This is a genomic window from Streptomyces sp. GS7 (genome assembly GCF_009834125.1).
Classification (GTDB): Bacteria; Actinomycetota; Actinomycetes; order Streptomycetales; family Streptomycetaceae; genus Streptomyces.
Genome location: NZ_CP047146.1, coordinates 8,890,434 through 8,907,414, shown reverse-complemented (window position 1 = coordinate 8,907,414; position 16,981 = coordinate 8,890,434). Strand labels below are relative to the sequence as shown.

General features: G+C 72.6%; 13 protein-coding genes and 3 tRNA genes. 8 read left to right on the top strand and 8 right to left on the bottom strand.

Annotated elements, in window-relative coordinates; genetic code table 11:
- Window positions 1-7 precede the first annotated feature (7 nt).
- The gene (locus GR130_RS38895) at window positions 8-4,060 is read right to left on the bottom strand and encodes a PAS domain-containing protein (RefSeq protein WP_159509332.1); all 4,053 of its coding nucleotides are present in this window, start codon (window positions 4,058-4,060) and stop codon (window positions 8-10) included.
- Between the two features lie 192 nt (window positions 4,061-4,252).
- A complete protein-coding gene (locus GR130_RS38890) occupies window positions 4,253-4,774 on the bottom strand; it encodes an SSI family serine proteinase inhibitor (RefSeq protein WP_159509330.1) in 522 nt (173 codons plus the stop codon).
- 243 nt (window positions 4,775-5,017) lie between these two features.
- Between GR130_RS38890 and GR130_RS38885 the strand changes: the two genes are divergently transcribed.
- Window positions 5,018-5,108 (top strand) — tRNA-Ser (locus tag GR130_RS38885).
- Window positions 5,109-5,853: 745 nt separating this feature from the next.
- Window positions 5,854-5,926: transfer RNA gene (locus tag GR130_RS38880), tRNA-Arg, on the top strand.
- Between the two features lie 102 nt (window positions 5,927-6,028).
- Here the strand turns inward: GR130_RS38880 and GR130_RS41495 are convergent.
- The 5 genes from GR130_RS41495 to GR130_RS38860 form a co-directional block, all read right to left on the bottom strand.
- Window positions 6,029-6,154, bottom strand: coding sequence for a hypothetical protein (locus GR130_RS41495; RefSeq protein ID WP_268977954.1), 126 nt, complete (start codon window positions 6,152-6,154; stop codon window positions 6,029-6,031).
- Between the two features lie 287 nt (window positions 6,155-6,441).
- Window positions 6,442-8,316 carry an ATP-binding protein gene (locus GR130_RS38875; protein ID WP_159509328.1) on the bottom strand — a complete coding sequence of 625 codons (1,875 nt, stop codon included), beginning with the start codon at window positions 8,314-8,316 and terminating at the stop codon, window positions 6,442-6,444.
- An 80-nt stretch (window positions 8,317-8,396) separates the two neighbouring features.
- Window positions 8,397-8,810, bottom strand: coding sequence for a hypothetical protein (locus GR130_RS38870; protein WP_236573871.1), 414 nt, complete (start codon window positions 8,808-8,810; stop codon window positions 8,397-8,399).
- Window positions 8,811-9,306: 496 nt separating this feature from the next.
- Window positions 9,307-9,633, bottom strand: a complete 327-nt coding sequence (locus GR130_RS38865; protein ID WP_159509326.1) for a hypothetical protein — start codon at window positions 9,631-9,633, stop codon at window positions 9,307-9,309.
- Window positions 9,630-10,169: a DUF6232 family protein gene (locus tag GR130_RS38860; protein ID WP_159509324.1), complete on the bottom strand. Its 540-nt coding sequence runs from the start codon at window positions 10,167-10,169 to the stop codon at window positions 9,630-9,632. Before GR130_RS38860 ends, GR130_RS38865 begins: the two co-directional genes overlap by 4 nt.
- Window positions 10,170-10,627: 458 nt before the next feature.
- On the opposite strand from GR130_RS38860, the gene GR130_RS38855 reads away from it, so the two are divergent.
- The 4 genes from GR130_RS38855 (at window position 10,628) to GR130_RS38840 (ending at window position 13,900) form a co-directional block, all read left to right on the top strand.
- The gene (locus GR130_RS38855; protein ID WP_159509322.1) at window positions 10,628-11,146 is read left to right on the top strand and encodes a toxin-antitoxin system HicB family antitoxin; all 519 of its coding nucleotides are present in this window, start codon (window positions 10,628-10,630) and stop codon (window positions 11,144-11,146) included.
- Between the two features lie 97 nt (window positions 11,147-11,243).
- A complete protein-coding gene (locus GR130_RS38850) occupies window positions 11,244-12,089 on the top strand; it encodes a DUF4097 family beta strand repeat-containing protein (protein WP_159509320.1) in 846 nt (281 codons plus the stop codon).
- A 208-nt stretch (window positions 12,090-12,297) separates the two neighbouring features.
- A complete protein-coding gene (locus GR130_RS38845) occupies window positions 12,298-13,530 on the top strand; it encodes a cytochrome P450 (protein WP_236573870.1) in 1,233 nt (410 codons plus the stop codon).
- Window positions 13,531-13,826: 296 nt separating this feature from the next.
- Window positions 13,827-13,900 (top strand) — tRNA-Met (locus GR130_RS38840).
- 104 nt (window positions 13,901-14,004) lie between these two features.
- On the opposite strand, the gene GR130_RS38835 is transcribed toward GR130_RS38840, so the two are convergent.
- A complete protein-coding gene (locus tag GR130_RS38835) occupies window positions 14,005-14,802 on the bottom strand; it encodes an NAD(P)H-dependent oxidoreductase (protein ID WP_159509318.1) in 798 nt (265 codons plus the stop codon).
- 105 nt (window positions 14,803-14,907) lie between these two features.
- Between GR130_RS38835 and GR130_RS38830 the strand changes: the two genes are divergently transcribed.
- Both GR130_RS38830 and GR130_RS38825 read left to right on the top strand, forming a co-directional pair.
- Complete coding sequence (locus GR130_RS38830; protein ID WP_159509316.1) at window positions 14,908-15,909, top strand: GlxA family transcriptional regulator; 1,002 nt, start codon at window positions 14,908-14,910, stop codon at window positions 15,907-15,909.
- Window positions 15,910-15,973: 64 nt separating this feature from the next.
- Complete coding sequence (locus GR130_RS38825) at window positions 15,974-16,972, top strand: DUF2797 domain-containing protein (protein WP_159509314.1); 999 nt, start codon at window positions 15,974-15,976, stop codon at window positions 16,970-16,972.
- The last annotated feature ends 9 nt before the right edge of the window (window positions 16,973-16,981 follow it).

Here is a 16,981-nt window from a genome sequence, read left to right as displayed (position 1 = left end):
CGCACCGTCAGTTCGTACCGATCTTGGCCAGCAGGTCCACGATCCGGCCCTGCACCTCGGCGCTGGTGGAGCGCTCCGCCAGGAAGAGCACCGTCTCCCCGGCGGCGAGCCGCGGCAGCTGGGCCGGGTCCATGTCGGCGGAGGTGTAGACGACCAGCGGGGTGCGGTCGAGCAGCCCGTTGGCACGCAGCCAGTCGACGATCCCGGCCCGGCGGCGGCGCACCTGCATCAGGTCCATGACGACGAGATTCGGCCGTATCTGCGTCGCGAGCGTGACCGCGTCGGCGTCCGCGCCGGCCCGCGCGACCTGCATCCCGCGCCGCTCCAGCGACGCGGTCAGGGCGCCCGCGATGGCGTCGTTCTGCTCGATCAGCAGCACCCGCGGCGCAACGTCTTCGCCGTCGCGCGGGGCGAGCGCCTTGAGGAGGACGGCCGGGTCGGCCCCGTACGCGGCCTCCCGGGTGGCCTGCCCCAGACCGGCGGTCACCAGGACCGGCACCTCGGCCGCGCCCGCGGCCTGGCGCAGCGACTGGAGCGCGGTGCGGGTGATCGGCCCGGTCAGCGGGTCGACGAAGAGCGCCGCCGGATACGCGGCGATCTGCGCGTCCACCTCCTCACGGGAGTTGACGATCACCGGCCGGTAGCCGCGGTCGCTCAGCGCCTGCTGGGTGGAGACGTCCGGCGCCGGCCAGACCAGCAGCCGGCGCGGGTTGTCCAGCGGCTCCGGCGGCAACTCGTCGTCCATCGGCAGCTGCTGACGCTCCATCACCTCTATGGCGCCGTTCGGGCCGTCCAGCGGCTCGGGGCCCTCGCTGCCCTCGTCGGGTGCCGAGATGGCGAAGGCGCGGCCCTCGCCGGCCTCCATGAGATGCGCCTGCGGCCCCGCCTGCGGCTTGGCGGGCGGCTGCTGCCCGGCGGGCTGGTGGGGCGGCTGGGCGCCGACCGGCGGGTGCGCCTCGCGCGGGGTGCCCTCGGCGGGCGTACCGCGCTCGCCGTCACGCGGCGGCGCGGCGAGCTTGCGGCGCCGGCCGGAACCGGCGGAGGTGCCGCCGGGCGGCGTACCGCCCGCCGGTGCGGCGCCGGCCTGCGGCGCCGGGCGCTGCTGCTCGGCGAGCTGCTGGGCGAACGGCACGCCCTGGCCGAGCGTGCGCACGCTGAAGGCCCGGCCCTGGGAGGCGTCCGCCTCGGCCGGCGGCAGCGGCTGCCGGTGCGGGTGGGCCGTGGGCGGACCCTGCGGGGGTACGGGGGCGGCGCCCGGTGCGGGCGCGGCCTCCTCGGCGGGGCTGGGGCGTCCGCGCCGGCGGCCCGTGGGGGCGCCGGCGGGGGTGCTGGCGCCGCCGTCCGGGGAGGGGGCGATGCCGGGCGCCGAGCCGGTGGCCGTACCGGTCGCCGCGGCCGGTGTGTCCCCTTCGGCGGGCTGGGCGACAAGGCCCTCGGGGCCCGCCACGAACGTGCCGGACGCCTCGGCGTCGGCCATCGCCGCCGCCGCGCGTTCCTCGGCCGCGGCCCGCCGCCCCCGGCGCCGGCCGGTCGGCTCCGCCGGCGCGGCAGCCCAATCGCCTTGAGACTCAGGGGAGTCGGCGGCGGTCTCCGGCTCGCTGCCGGGCTGCGCGCCGGGCGCCTGCTCCGGTCCGCCGGCCACCGGACGGCGCGCCCGGCGGCGCCCCGTACCGGCACCGTCCTGCGGGCCGGCCGGCTGCCCGGCGGCCGCGGGCAGCGCCGGCACCGGCTGCCCGGCCCGGTCCTGCGGGTTCTGGTCCGCCGCGGCGGGCGGCAGCGCGAACGGCGTACGCGGCCCGGCGGGCGGCTGCGCCGCGGGACCGCCCGGCCGCTGCGGCGCGTTCGGGACCGCGGCCGTGGCGTCGGCCCGGCCCGGTGCCTCGGCCAGCGCCCGGCGCGCCCGCCGTCCCGCCGCCTGCACCGGCCCCAAACCCTCGGGTTGCCCGGGAAGTCGACCCTGGGCCGGTCCGTTCGGCGGTACCGGCCCGAGCGCCGGCGCCACCGCCGGCGTCAGCCCGTGCCCCGGCGCACCGGCGGGCTCCAGCGCGGGTGCCGGACCGGCACCAGGGCCCTGCCCCGGACGCCCGGCGCCCGCCGGTGCCCCGGACGGCAGCGCGGGCAGCGCGGCCCGGCCCTCCGGCGCCGGCCGCGCCCGGCGCCGGCCGCTCGGCGGTACCGACTCGGCCCCCGCCATGCCCGACGGCAGTCCCGCGCCCTGCGTACCGTCTCCCGCGGGACCCTGCGCAGCCCCGCCCGTACCGCTGCCCGGCGCCTGCTCCGCGCCCGAACGCCGGGCCCGCCGGCGCCCGGTGGGCTGCGCCGCGCCCGTGGCGTCCGGTGCGCCCGCGAGCGGCTCCCCGGCCCCGCCGGTGCCGCCGTGCTGCCCGCGGCCGTCCGTCCCGGGCACACCCCCGGCGGTCGCCGGACCACCGGTGCCCCCGCCCGCCGCCTCGTCCTTGCCGCCCTTACTGCCCTTGCTGTCCTTACCGCTCTTGCCGCTCTTCCCGCCCGCCGGCCCGTCCGGCGCCGCGTCATCCACCAGCACCGGCAGCTCCAGCACATACGCGCTGCCACCCGCACCGGCACCGCCCGGCGCCCCCGGCATTTCGTGTGTCTGCATCAGCCCGCCGTGCAGCCGGACGATCCCGCGCACCAGCGGCTCATGGACCGGATCGCCGCCGCCGTACGGCCCGCGCACCTCGATCCGTACGACCTCGCCGCGCTTGGCCGCCGCCACCACGATCGTCGAGTCACCGGCGACCTGCCCCGTACGGCCACCCGCCCCGGCAGCCGCCGCACCGACCGGCATCCGCCCCGTCGAGTCCACCCCCGCGACGTCCGCGATCAGATGCGACAGCGCCTGCGCAAGCCGCTCCGGGTCGACCATCGCCGCTATCGGCGGCGCATGCACCGCGAACTGCGCCCGCCCGGGCCCGATCAGCTCGACCGCGCCCTCCACACCGGCCGCGACCACCGCGTCCAGCGAGACCTTCACGAGGTCGAGCTTCTCCTTGCCGGAGTCCAGCCGCTGGTAGCTCAGGACGTTGTCCACCAGCGTCGTCATCCGGGCGTGCCCGGCCGCGAGATGGTGCAGGATCTGGTTCGCCTCGGGCCACAGCTGGCCCGCCGGGTCGGACGCGAGGGTGCCCAGCTCGCCGCCCAGCTCCTCCAGCGGCCCGCGCAGCGACTGCCCCAGCACCGCCAGCAGCTGGGCGTGCCGCGCCGCCAGCGCGTCGTACGGCCGCCGGTCGGTGAACGTCATCACGGCGCCCACGAGCTGATCGCCGTCCCGCACCGGCGCCGTCGTCAGGTCGACGGACACCGAACGGCCGTCCTTGGCCCACAGCGCCTGCCCGCGCACCCGGTGCTTGCGCCCGGACTTGAGGGTGTCGGCGAGCGGCGTGTCCTCCCACGGGAGCGCCGAACCGTCCCCCCGCGAGTGGTGGATCAGCGGGTGCAGCTCCTTGCCGCCCAGCTCGCTCGCCCGGTAGCCCAGGATCTGCGCGGCGGACGGGTTGACGAGCACGACCTTGCCCTCGGAGTCGACCCCGACGACACCCTCCGCCGCGGCCCGCAGGATCATCTCGGTCTGCCGCTGCTGGCGGGCCAGCTCGGTCTCGGTGTCCAGCGTCCCGGTCAGGTCCCGCACGACGAGCATCAGCAGCTCGTCGCCGGTGTAGCCGTTGCGGTGGTCGGCGTACGCCGCCTCGAAGGCGGACTCGTACGGGGTGCGGCCGTCCTCCAGATTGGCGCTGGTCACCTCGACCAGCAGCTCGGACCCGTCGGTGCGCCGCGCCACCATCCGCGTCGGCTTGGTCCGGCCCTCGACCTCGTCGTCCCGGCGCCGCATGGAGCCGGGGATGCGCTTGGAGTCGAAGGATGGCAGGAGGTCGAGCAGACCGCGCCCGACGAGGGCCGTGCCCGGCGTCTGGAAGGTCTCCAGCGCGATGGTGTTGGCGTTGACGACCGTGCCGTTGCAGTTGACGAGCAACAGCGCGTCGGGGAGGGCGTCGAGTATGGCTGCGAGGCGAGCAGCGCCTCGGGATGGCCTGCTGCTCACGACGACGCTTCCTCCCTGTTACCGCACCTTGCCGACTCGCCGGGGCGGGTCGCTGGGATGGAGTCTACGGGCACTTCCCCGCGACGCGGAGGCGGATGACGGGGAGGTTATGCCGCGCCACTGCGCGACTCACCGCACGCCCGACATGTGCCCCTCGTCCTGACCTGGCGCGCTACTGCGGCACGAACCGGGTCACAAAGCGGTCGACGGGAGCATGGGTTCGAAGCGGCCCCAGCGTTCGATCTCACACCCGTCGGTGCGCCGGAACTCGGCGTTGACGGGGCGCCCCGCCCAGGTCCCGCTGACATGCGCTCTGGCGGGACCGCCGTACATCATCGTGCACCGCGCGCCCTGCGGCACGGGCGCGAACGGGTCGCGGCCCCAGCGCGTCATCCTGTCGAGCCTGGCGCAGGCCCGCGCCGCGTCGAAGTGGTTGCCCCGAGCGGGGTGGCAGTAGAGCTCGAAGGTGCCGTCCGTACGGGCCGAGCCGGAGCCGGTGACGGTGACGGTGAGGTGGTCGGCGCGCCTGCCGCGGGCCCCGGCGGCCGCGTGGTGGCCCGTGTGCGAGACGCCGTCCGCGGACTGGTGGTGCGGCAGTGGGATCGGGGCGGCAGCGGCGGCCGGCGCCAGGGCGAGCGCGGCGACGACGGCCGCGGCGGCGGTGGCGGCACCGGTGGCCGCGGCGAAGAAGGAGGGCGTCCGGCGAGACGGCATCACGGGCTCCAGGGGGGCGAGTGCGGGGCGGTGCCCGGTCGGCACGCGCCCGGGGCGCACGACACGCGGATCGCCGCACGGCCCTGACACTCCTAACGCACCGCCGCCCCCGACGTTGCGCCGCAGGAACGTCTTTGCCGGGTGGGCCGCGGGGCTAGTACCGTAGGGGGCGATTGGTGACAGCCCCTGGAGCTGTGCCATCATCTGGACACACCACAGCGCGCTTGCGCGCGTGAGGTGTGGGGAGGCGTCGCCTAGTCCGGTCTATGGCGCCGCACTGCTAATGCGGTTTGGGTCTTACCACCCATCGAGGGTTCAAATCCCTCCGCCTCCGCTCCTTCTTCCACTTCGGGCCCTGATCGATCACGATCAGGGCCTGAGCCTTTTCCGGCGCCCGAGTCCTTTCCGGGGCCCGACCCTCCCCGCGGCCCGCGCGGTCCCTACCGCCCCTACCGCCCGAGGCTCACCCGGCCCGCGCGCCCCGCCACCGCCCCGCACCGGCAGCGACGACTTCCTCCGCCCCTCCTCCCCTTCTCCTCTGCCTCCCTCCCTCTCCGCTGCCTGGGCGCGCCCCTCCGCGTACGGCTCCCGCCCCCGCTCCTCCGCCGTTCCCACTTCCACCAGGCCTCCGCATCGCCCCCCCGGTGACCCCCGGCGCGTGTCCCCACCTGCAGGCAGCCCGTCCCCGCCCACCGGGCACCGGCCCTCCACCCGTCCGGATCCCGCACCAGACGACCACCGGAAGTGGCCCCCGTCATACCGGGCATCGAACTCGACGTACTCGGCGAGGTCGTCGACGGCGTCCTCGGCGATGTCCTCGGTGCCGGCTGCGACGCTCGACCCGCTGAGTCCCGCGAGGCCACCGTCACCGACCACCCCGCCTCGAAGAGGGCTACACCCGCCCGAACTTCGTCCGGATCATCGAGGACTCCCCTTGGGGCTGCTGGCCTCCACCATCCCCCTCAACGGTATTTCCGCAGGTCAGGGTGGGTATGGGAATCGGATTTCGCGTGACGGCGCAGGTCATGTAATGTTGTTCCCGCAACGCCGACCGGCAAGAAAAACCGCCGGAAAGCCAAGCGCTCGTAGCTTAACGGATAGAGCATCTGACTACGGATCAGAAGGTTGCAGGTTCGAATCCTGCCGAGCGCACAGCAAGCCGGAGGCCCTGTCGAGTGATCGACAGGGCCTCCGGCTTTTGTGTTGACGGCCGTGGTTGACGGCAACCGCCTTGCAGGGCTGGCGCGGGGGCGGTCAGATGGCCACCAGGGCGCCGCCCGTGCCGTCGTCGTCCGGCCGGTTGCCGTCACCCCTCAGCGCGTCCCCGACCCGATCGAACGCGGAGCGCTGGGAGTCGAGCCGCGCGACGGTCCCAGCCATCGTGACATTGCCGAGGTACCTCGGATGTAGTCGACCGGCACCGGCCTCCACGGCAGAGTTGAGGTCACCGGTAACGCACTCCGTCTTGCTGTCTCGCCCAGCCGGCCCCGTCGCCGGTCCGGCATCCGCCGCGGGGCCCGCCCATCGGGCGGACGTCCGGAGATTGACGACAGGCCCCGGCAGGCCCTTGAGATCACCGCATTTGGGTCATTGTCCGTTTCTCCGGCGGGGACCTGTTGTGCGGGCACCGCCGGCTTCCACCACCGGACTGGGGCGCGGCGCTGCGGTCAATCCAAAAGCTTGGGGCAGACGGGGCGGATAGTTATGCGGTCCTGAAGTCTCTCGTGAAGTGCCTGGCCGCCAAGAAGGTTGGCTCGGACGTCGGGGTGCACATCGCCGCCGAGGCCGTCGCCGTTGCGCTCCAGGGTGTCGGCCGCGTTGTTTCTCTGGTCGGCCCGAGTCTGGATCGCGGAGCGCACCTTCGGATCGGTTGCCTTTGCTGCCGCGGCGCTCAGGCCGGCCGCCACTTTTCTGTCCTGGCCGACAAGATCTTGCACCACGCGTGTGTCCTGGGTGGCGTTCAAGTCGCCCAGGGCTTGTTTGGCCTCGGCGCAGCCGGCGGGCGTATCGGGCCCGCTTGCCGCCACCACGGCGACGGTCGCGGCAGCCGCCACCACGGCCGCGGCCCCTGCGGCGACGGCGAGCTTGGCGGTGCCGAGCTTGGTGAGGTGTGCGATCAGGTTGCCGATCTTCGCCGTCGGGACGACGGGGGCGGAGACGACCGCCAACGCTGCCGCCACCGCCGCCCTGTCGCCGGTCAGCACATTGCGGGTGTGCTCCTCGGCGAGGGTGTAGTAATCGAGGTCGCCGGGCCTTCCGCCTCGGGTTGCAGCGATCTTCCCCAACGCGTAGAGCTGCAGGGCGATCTGGCCGCGGCCCGCGGTCAGGGCGATCGGCGCAGCAGTCTTGACGAAGCGTACGGTCAGGGCCCATTCCTGTGCGTCGTACAGCGCGCGGGCGATGGACAACAGGAGAAACGGTTCGGGCGGCGGTGGACCGTCCGCGGTCGTCAGCGCTGACGACAGCCCTTCGGCCGCCGTGGTCGCCGAGGTGGGGGGCCAATTCTGGCTACGAACGGCAGAGGCGGCTTCTTCCGTGATCTGGTAAGTGCCGTAGCGACGCGTGACCAGACGCCGGTCGTGGAGTTCCGCCCCCGCACTCGCTGCCTGGGGGTCTCCGGTGACCGGAGCGAACCAGGCCGCGGCCAGTGGCGTGCCGAACGTCGTCAGCGCCACCAGCACGCGCCGGGCCGGCTCGCTCAGGGCGACGGCCAGAGCCTCGGCCTGAAGCTGCGGGCTCAGCTGGTCCGGGTCGACCGGCGGCGGCTGGTCGTGGGGCCCCCTGGCCGCGCCGGCACGCCAGCGGTCCGAGCCCTTGATGAACTGCGCGTACTGGAACAGACGTTGCGGCTTGCCCTCGGACATCCGGTAGACGTGATCGAACTGGAGGTGCTGCAGGCCGACCGGGCCCAACGGCAGTCCCAGTTCGGAGCTGAGCAGTTCGATCGCGGCCTCCCGTCCCAGGGGCTGGACGTGATGGGACGCTCCGGGAGCCGGCAGGGTCGCATACGGAGAGGTGAAGAGGAACGTGCACCCGGAGAAGGTCTGCAGTACACGGGCCACGTCCGATCCGTCCAGCGCGCAGTCGAAGGCCGTGATGTGCACATCGGAGACGGCGGCGACGGCTGCACGCAGTACGGTCTCGTCCACTTCCCGCAGGAAGGACTTGCCGAAGAACGCCTCGGCCAGCCGTTGGTAGAGGATCGCCAGGGTGAGCGTCTCCCCAGGCCGAGGCCAGAGGACGTGGCCGCGTCGCCCTTGCCCTGCCAGCTTCCGGTGCACCGCCTCTGCGATGGCCTGTTTCCCGACGCCCGCAGCCCCGTACAGCTGGACACTGGTACCCCCGGCCAACTCCCGGCCGACCTGCTCCACGATGTCGTCGCGGCCGAACAGCGGGGCCGGGGCAGGGGCCGCCAGTACCGAGGCATCGCGCAGGGGAAGCTCCAGCACGCTCTGGGTCTGAACGAATCTGCCGTCGACGTAGTTGACGTTGATGGGGTAGTCGCCGGTGCTGACGATGCCGTGAACGTCGCCGTGCACCACGACCGATTGCTGGGCACCGGACGGGTCGGGACTCGGGGACATCCGTGCCGCAGGCCCGTCCAGCGGGCCTGACCCGCCGCTCACCGGCCCTGGACATTCCATGCGCCGTCCCCGGTCGAGACGATCCCGGACACGTCCCCGCCGACCTCCACACTCCGAGGGCCACCACCTCGGACGGTGGGTTCCTCCGGAAGCAGCTTCGCCAACTCCGTTGCCAGAGAGGGGTCGGCCGCCAGAACGCGCTTGATCTGAAAGCGCAACGCGGCCAGCGCGTCCGGATCGTCAGCAGCCTCCGCCAGGTCCGTCACCGCTGCCTCGATCGGTGTGCGGTCGGGCGTACGGTGCAGGATCCGGTCGAGTAGCCGTTGCCCCAACTGCACCGTCGCGTCGGCAGCCTGGCCCTCGGCCCGGTTCAACACGGCGACGCCGTAGGCCCCCACCGCCGCGCCGACCGCCGGCACGACCTGACCGAGTAAGGAATTGATGTCCATCATGGCCTTCCCCCCGTAGACGCCGTTGCGAACAGCAGCCAGGCTCTCGATGCGACACTGACCGCCGGCCTCTCCAGTACAGACCCATCGACCACAAGTCGGCAACCCCGTCCGCGCGTTGTGGAAACCGGCGCGCCCGTGCACCGCGGGCATGGGCGGGCCTCCAGGTCCTGAGGCTCGGCACTGCCGAGGACCGAACCCGGCTCCGTAGGCGTTGCGCGTCATGATGCCGCTGGCCAGCGGAGGTTCCCCATGTGGCTGCCGTGCCTGCGGCAGCTGTCGAATGCGCCACGTGCGCGGCTTCAGACTGGTCGAGGAACTGAACAACTATCACGAGCAGGCACGGTTGGACCTTGGCATCTCCATGAACAAACAGGCGGTGTGATCCGACATCGTCGTGGGAATACGCGAGCGGCGGCTATGGGGCGGTTGGGAGAGCCCGGCGTGCCGGAACGGGCATGGCACGCCGGCGAAGGGGCGTGGCCCTATCTGCGGTGGGCTAGTTGCCCAGTGCTTCGATCACGCGACGAACTGACTCGATGACAGGCACCCCCGCCGCGCCGATCATGGTCGCCACGCCGGAGATGTTGGTGAGAGCGCGACGCAGGGTGCCGTGCGGCACGTCCTGACCGGTGCCGATCGCGCGGAGAGATTCGTCGATGATCTCGCGATCCTCGGCCGGCACCTGGTTCCTCAGCACCTGGATCGTGGCGATCATGTCCCTGAAGGCCGAGCGGGGATCGGTCGGACCCTGGTTCTTGATGATGCCCGTGTTGTGGTCACCGTACTGCTCCACCCGGTCACCGAAATGAAAGTCGCCGCTCATCGGACCACCTTCCCTATATTGCGCTTGCCGAACTGCTTGATGACATCACCGACGTGGAGGCTCTCCACCGTCAGTTGAAACTCGGCGGAGGCGTTTTCGATCGCGCCCGTGATCTGACGGACGAGCTCGATCACCCTCTCCTCGTCCGCACTTACCAGAACCGTGTTCTCCGAGGCCGATGTCTCAAGGACCAGCGCATACAGCACTGGCCTGATCAGCGCTCGGATCAACCGGACGACGCCGGCGATGATGAGCAGCAGCACCGCCACCGCCACCACGTCGGCAGGACTGAGCCACGACCCCGGGTCGCCCGGAGCCGGGTCACCCGCGGCGACGGTCACCACGACCATGACGACGGTGCCGACAAGGACCAAGCCCGCAACAGCCTTGAGGAAGCGCCATATCTCGTACCCGCGCCTGGGCGGGATCACCGTTCTGCGAGCACGAGTGATGTTGTGCATCGGATAGGCATCCGCGCCTACCCAGAGGACCCGTCGGCTTACCTTGACGTCGATGACACCGTGCTGATCCGGCACTTCCCACCGTCCCCCAAGATCAATCCCGCACGTCCACGCCTACGCAAGGAGTGCGGGAGCCGGCCGCCTTCTCCATAGCCCCTGTGGGCCGAGCTCCGGCTCGACTCTAGCGGTGTCGGTGTGTCGGTATCTCCAGAACTGGTCCGGGTGGTGGCGACCTGCGTGTGGTCCTGGGGAAGGGGAGTCGTGACGGCCCCTTTGTGGCGTCGCGGGCATCGTCCGGCGTCGCAGGATGTCGGGTGGCGCGGCCTGGTGCCATCTGGTGTCGCATGGTGCCACCCGGCGCCATTTCACGCTCGCGGAAGCGGATGGGCGCGCATGGCGCGATGGTTGCTCAGTTCGATCTCCTTGTGTTTCCCCAGGTCGGAAAGGTATCTCCTGGTCCTCCTTGGGGTTCGTCCCACGGGGGGTGCCACTCGGGGTTGCGTGTGGCACCATGATGGTGCCATGATGACGTCATGGACCTCACTCCGTATGTCGACACTCTGCGGCGGGAACTGGCGGTGGCCGCCGAGGCCGGCGGGGAAGATGCTCGCGAGCTGGCCGAGCGGCTCACTGCTCCTTTGGAGTCGGCGACCCGTCTGACGATGCTCAATGTGCTCTCCGCCGCGATGGACGAGATCACTCGCGAGCTGGCGCCGGGCTCGGTCGACGTGCGGCTGCGGGGGCTGGACCCCGACTTCGTGGTGACGCCGCCGCCGGTCGGTGGTGGCGCCTCCGTGGAGCCGGTCGTGCCCGTCGAGCCGGTCGGGGGGCCGGCGCCCGCCGAGGGCGATGAGGGTGGCACCGCTCGGGTCAATCTGCGGTTGCCGGCCCACCTCAAGGCGCGCGCGGAGGAGGCCGCGAGTCGCGAGGGCCTGTCGGTCAACGCGTGGCTGGTGCGGGCGGTGTCGGCCGCGGTCGGCGGCGGCACGCGGCCGCGTACGACGGAGCAGGCCCGCACCACCGGACAGGGCTTCACGGGCTGGGTGCGCTGACCGCGTCAGCGCCATCGCCAGTGCCCGCATCGCACCACTTTTCACCCACTCCACGTCCCACGGGGGACGTCCAAGGACTTATGAGGACGGTAGAGCCATGCCTTCTTTCGACACTCCCGAAGCGATTTCCGCCACCGCGCACGTGACCGCCGGCTCCATCCGGTTCGCCGCCGGCGACCGCCTCGACACGGTCGTCGAGGTACGACCCCGCGACCCCAAGCGGGAGGCGGACGTACGGGCCGCCGACCAGACCGAAGTCACCTACGCGAGCGGCGCCCTGAGCGTCAGGACGCCCAAGCAGCGCTACTTCGTCGGCCGCACCGGCACCGTCGACGTGACCGTCGAACTGCCCACTGGCTCGCACATCGACACCACCGGCTCCTGGACCCAGGTCCTGGGCGAGGGCCGGCTCGGCGAGGTCCGCGTCAAGACCTCCACCGGCGACGTCCGCCTCGACGCCACCGGGCCGGTGCAACTGACCGTCTCCCACGGCTCGATCGCCGTCGACCGCATCGAGGGCATGGCCGAGATCACCACCAGCTCCGGCAGCCTGCGCGTCGGCACCGTCAACGGCCCCGCCGTCCTGAAGAACTCGCACGGCTCCACCACCGTCGGCGCAGCCATCGGTGACCTGCGGGTCAGCGGCGCCAACGGCGACATCGACATCACCCGCGCCGAAAGCTCGGTCACCGCCACCACCGCCCACGGCACCCTGCGCGTCACCGAAGTCACCCGCGACACCATCCAGTTGGAGACCTCCTACGGCGCCATCGACATCGGCATCCACGAAGGCACCGCCGCCTGGCTCGACGTCAGCTCCAGCCACGGGCAGGTGCGCAACACCCTCGCCGCCTCCCAGGCCCCGCCGGAGACCGAGGACACCGTCAAGGTCCACGCCCGCACCCGCTACGGCAACATCGACATCCGCCGCGCCCGACCCTGAGACCCGAAACCGCCAACTCGCCCGCTCCCCCAGCCGCGTCAGCATGCGAACGGGAGGGCTCCTCCCAGGGGCTATCTGTCATGCCTACGCCAGGACGCCGCGCCGGTCCGTAGTCGCCCGCAGTCGCCTGGCCGCAACAACCGTCACGAGCAACAACGGCCATGAGCAACAACGGCCATGAGGAACAACCGCCACGAAAGGAAGTCCGATGAGTGACAGTGACATGGTTCCCACCCCGCACGGCCTCCCGATGGAGCGCGATGCCGGCCCCTTCGACCCGCCCCGCGACATCAGCCTGCTGCGCGGGGCCCGCCCGGTCAGCCCGATGGTCTTCCCCGACGGTCACGAGGGCTGGCTCGTCACCGGCTACGACGCGGTCCGCCAGCTCATGGCCGACACCCGGTTCAGCTCCCGCCAGGACATCGGTGTTCTCCACCTGCCGTACGAGACCCCCGGCATGCCCGCCATGACCGAACCGTCCCCGCAGGTGCCGGGCTTGTTCGTCGCCATGGACCCGCCGGACCACACCCGGCTGCGGCGCAAGCTCACCGGCGCCTTCACCGTCAGGCGCATGAAGCAGCTCGAGGAGCACATCCGCGACATCGCCGAGCGGCAACTGGACGAGATGGCGCGCCTTGCCCCGCCGGTCGACCTGGTCAGGGAGTTCGCGCTGCCGGTGCCCTCGCTGGTGATCTGCGAACTGCTCGGTGTCCCCTACGAGGACCGGGAGAACTTCCAGGTCAACTCCGCCCAGATCATGGTCAAGGACCAGTCGCTGGAGGAGAAGATGGCCGCGTACGAAGCGCTGACCGCGTACCTCGCCGAACTGGTCACGCGTAAACGCGCCGAGCCCGGCGACGACCTACTGTCCGACCTGGCGGGCCATGACGACCTCACCATCGAGGAACTGGTCGGTATCGCGTTCCTGCTGCTGCTCGCGGGCCACGAGACCACCGCCAACATGCTGGCACTGGGCACCTTCGCGCTCCTGGAGCACCCCGAGCAGATGGCCGAACTGCGCGCCGATCCGGAGCTGTTGCCCGATGCCGTCGAGGAACTCCTGCGCTATCTGTCCGTCGGCGACGTCTTCTTCCGGTACGCCACGGAGGACATCGAACTCGGCGGTGAAACGATCGGCAAGGGATCGACCGTCATTGTCTCGCTGCTGGCCGCGAACCACGACCCGGAGCGCTTCGGCAACCCCGACACCCTGGACGTCCACCGCAAGGCCCGCGGCCACCTGTCCTTCGGCCACGGCATCCACCAGTGCCTCGGCCAGCAACTGGCCCGCGTCGAGATGCGCGCCGGTTTCGCCGGACTGCTGCGGCGCTTCCCGACCCTCGAACTCGCCATCCCCGCAGGCGAGGTGAAGCTCAAGACCGACATGAACATCTACGGCGTCCACGAACTGCCGGTCACCTGGACGGAAACGGCCCGGTAGGCGAGAACCGCCGGCCGAGCGCTTCTCCTGAGGGGGAACGTGCCGTCAGGCGGTTCGGATGCCGCCGAGCGCACGGCAGGCCGAAGCCCCCGCCGTTCTCCGGGCGGGGGCGTCGGCCCGCCTTACGGCGGCGGCGAGGTGCAGCAACCGGGGGCCACGCCGATCACGGTGGCGGCGGCGCGTGAGTCCTCGACGAGGCAGGACGGCCGTGGGTGAGGGTGGATCCGGTGCGGAGGTGGGGCCGGCGTAATGGATTAGGCGCTGGGGCGGGGGTCGCGTAGGGTGGGGTTCACCGACGCGGGGTGGAGCAGCTCGGTAGCTCGCTGGGCTCATAACCCAGAGGTCGCAGGTTCAAATCCTGTCCCCGCTACTGATGCCGTCGCCCCAGTGGACGAGAGTGGATCTCGTTCGCTGGGGCGACGGCTTTTTTGTGTGTGCCGTGGTGCCTGCGCGGGTGCGTGCGGCGGGCCGGGGTCAGGGGTGGGCCGGCGGGGGTGGGGCGGTGTAGTGGGCGACGGGGCCCGTGGGGGCTGCCGGGGTCAGGTGGGGGTGCAGGAGCAGGTCGTCGTCGTAGTCGCCGGTGTTCTGGTGGCGGAAGGGGAGCGGGTCCGTGGTGGGGAGGGTGAGCAGGCGGTCCCGCAGGCGGGTGGCGGCGGTTTCGTAGGCGTCGGGGGTGGTGCGGTCCGCGCTGGGGATCAGCAGGGGCGGGGCGACGGACATGCCGGTGTACCAGAAGGTGCCGTGCTGGAGGGGGAAGAGGAGATCGTTGAGGTCGCCGCTGACGCCCCGGGGGCCGAGGGTGGCGGCGCGGGCGCCGGCGGTGACGACGACCATGGCGCGCTTGCCGGTCAGGGGGCCGTCGCCGTAGCGGCGGGAGCGGCCGGTGGCGGGGTCGGTGAGGCCGAAGGCGAAGCCCTTGATGAAGACGCGGTCGAACCAGCCCTTGAGGATGGCGGGCATCCCGTACCACCAGAGGGGGAACTGGACGACGAGGGTGTCGGCCCAGGTGACCTTCTCCTGTTCGGCGACGATGTCCGGGCTCAACCTGCCCGCGGCGTGGGCGCGTTCGGACGCGTCGGCGATGTGGAGGCGGTCGGCCGGGTCGTGGGTGCCGTAGTCGGCGGCGTCGACGAGCGGGTTCCATTTCATGGCGTAGAGGTCGGAGACCCGGTGCTGGTGGCCGTGGGCTTCGAGGGTGCGCAGCCCCTCCGCCTTGAGGGAGCCGCTGAGGGAACGGTGGTCGGGGTGGGCGAACAGCCAGAGGACCTTCATGGCGTCCACCTTCCGGGGCGGCCGGGCGGAGAGACGAGTGGCCGGACGGTCAACATGTGCCAGGATCGGGCCATCGGGCCATCGGGCCATCGGGAGGGGCGGGCCATGGTGGGCGTGGGTGATACGGCGGGGGTGCGGCGGCACCGGGTGGCGGTTCTGGTGCGGCCGGGGTTGCTGCCGATGGAGATCGGGATCGTGCACCGGATCTTCGGGCAGGCCAGGTCGGCGGCGGGGGAGCCGCTGTACGAGCTGGTGACGTGCACGCCGGAGCCCGGGGAGCTGCCTACGGACACCGACTTCACGGTGAACGTGGCGCACGGGCCGGAGGCGCTGGACGACGCGGACACGGTGGTGGTGCCGGCTTCCGGGGAGGACTACGACGGCGAGCAGCGGGAGGGCCGGCTGAGTCCGGGGATGGCCGCGGCGCTGGCGCGGATCCGGCCGGGGACGCGGATCGCGTCGGTCTGCACGGGGGCGTTCGTCCTGGCCGCCGCCGGGCTGCTGGACGGCCGGCGGGCCACGACGCACTGGCGGTCGGCGGACGACTTCCGGCGGATGTTCCCGGCCGTCGAGCTGGATCCGGACGTGCTGTACACGGACGAGGGCGATGTGCTGACGGCGGCCGGGGTCGCCTCGGGCGTCGATCTGTGTCTGCACATGGTGCGCTGCGACCACGGGGCGGCGGTGGCCAACGACGTCGCGCGGCGGACGGTCGTACCGCCGCACCGGGAGGGCGGGCAGGCGCAGTACATACAGCGGCCGGTGCCGGAGCCGCAGCTGTCCTCGACGAGCGTGGCGCGGGCCTGGGCGCTGGAGCACCTGGACCGGCCGCTGAGCCTGCGGGAGCTGGCGGCGCGGGAGGCGATGAGCGTACGGACCTTCACCCGGCGGTTCCGGGAGGAGGTGGGGGTCTCGCCGCTCCAGTGGCTGACCCGCCAACGGATCGAGCGGGCCCGGCAGTTGCTGGAGGAGACGGATTTGACGGTGGACCGGATCGCGGCGGAGACGGGGTTCGGGACGGCGGCTTCGCTGCGGCAGCATCTGCACACGGCGCTGGGGGTCTCGCCGCGGGCCTATCGCAGCACGTTCCGGGGGGTGGGGGTGTAGGGCCGCGTCGGCCGTCCGCCGCAGGCGCCGGGGCGTTGTCGGTGGGCGGTCGTACGCTGACGGTGTGTGGCGATGTACGGGACCGCGGTGGTCGGGCGGCAGGCCGGGGGCCGGGCCGGAGGGGCCGTTCGGCCAGCGGCTCGGCTGGTACTGCGCCGAGCGGGGGGAGGAGCGGGAGAGCCTGCTGCCGGCGGGGAGGGCGCTGGCGTTCGCGGCGCTGGGGGAGCGGCGCTGCCTGGGGGTGCGGCGCGGCGGTCGGTGGATCGTGTGCCCGTACGGGGCGGAGATCGACGGGGCGGCGGCGAAGGACCAGTGCCCGCGGTGTGCGCGGCTGGACCGGTCGCGTTCGGTGGCGGCGGACACCATGGCGGACGATCCGCGCCCGTACGGCGTCTATCTGGCGTACTTCGGGCCGGGCCTGCTGAAGGTGGGGATCACGGCCGCGGAGCGCGGGACGGCGCGGCTGGTGGAGCAGGGCGCGGTGGCGTACGCCTGGCTGGGGCGCGGGCCGCTGATGGCGGCGCGGCGGGCGGAGGCGCTGCTGGGGAGCGCGCTGGGGGTGCCCGACCGGTTCGCGAAGGAGGCGAAGCGGGCGGCGCGCGGGGCCCTGCCGCCGCTGCCGGAGCGGGCCGGTGAGCTGGCACAACTCCACCGTGCGGCACGGCGGTTGGCGGGCTGGCCGGAGACGCTGGATCCGGTGGAGTTCGCCTGCGGGGACCATGCGGAGCTGTTCGGGCTGGAGCGGATTCCGGCCGTCGGCGTCGTGGAGCTGGGCGGGTTGACGGCGGGGGCGGAGATCGTGGCGGAAGTGGTGGCCGGTGTGGGGGCGGATGTGTATCTGCGGTTGGTGGGGGAGGCCGGGGCGGAGGGGCGTGGTGCGGGTGGCGGCTCCGGGCGGGGCGGCTCCGGGACGGGCGGGGTGGTCGCGGTGCTGGATGCGCGGTTGCTGGCGGGGTGGGTGCTGGGGGCGGCGCGGGGGCCGGTGACGACGGTGCCGGTGCGGGCGGCGGCGAGGGGGGAGGGGAGAGGCGAGGGGGAAGGGGGGCAGGAGGGGTTGTTCTGAGCGGGGTTT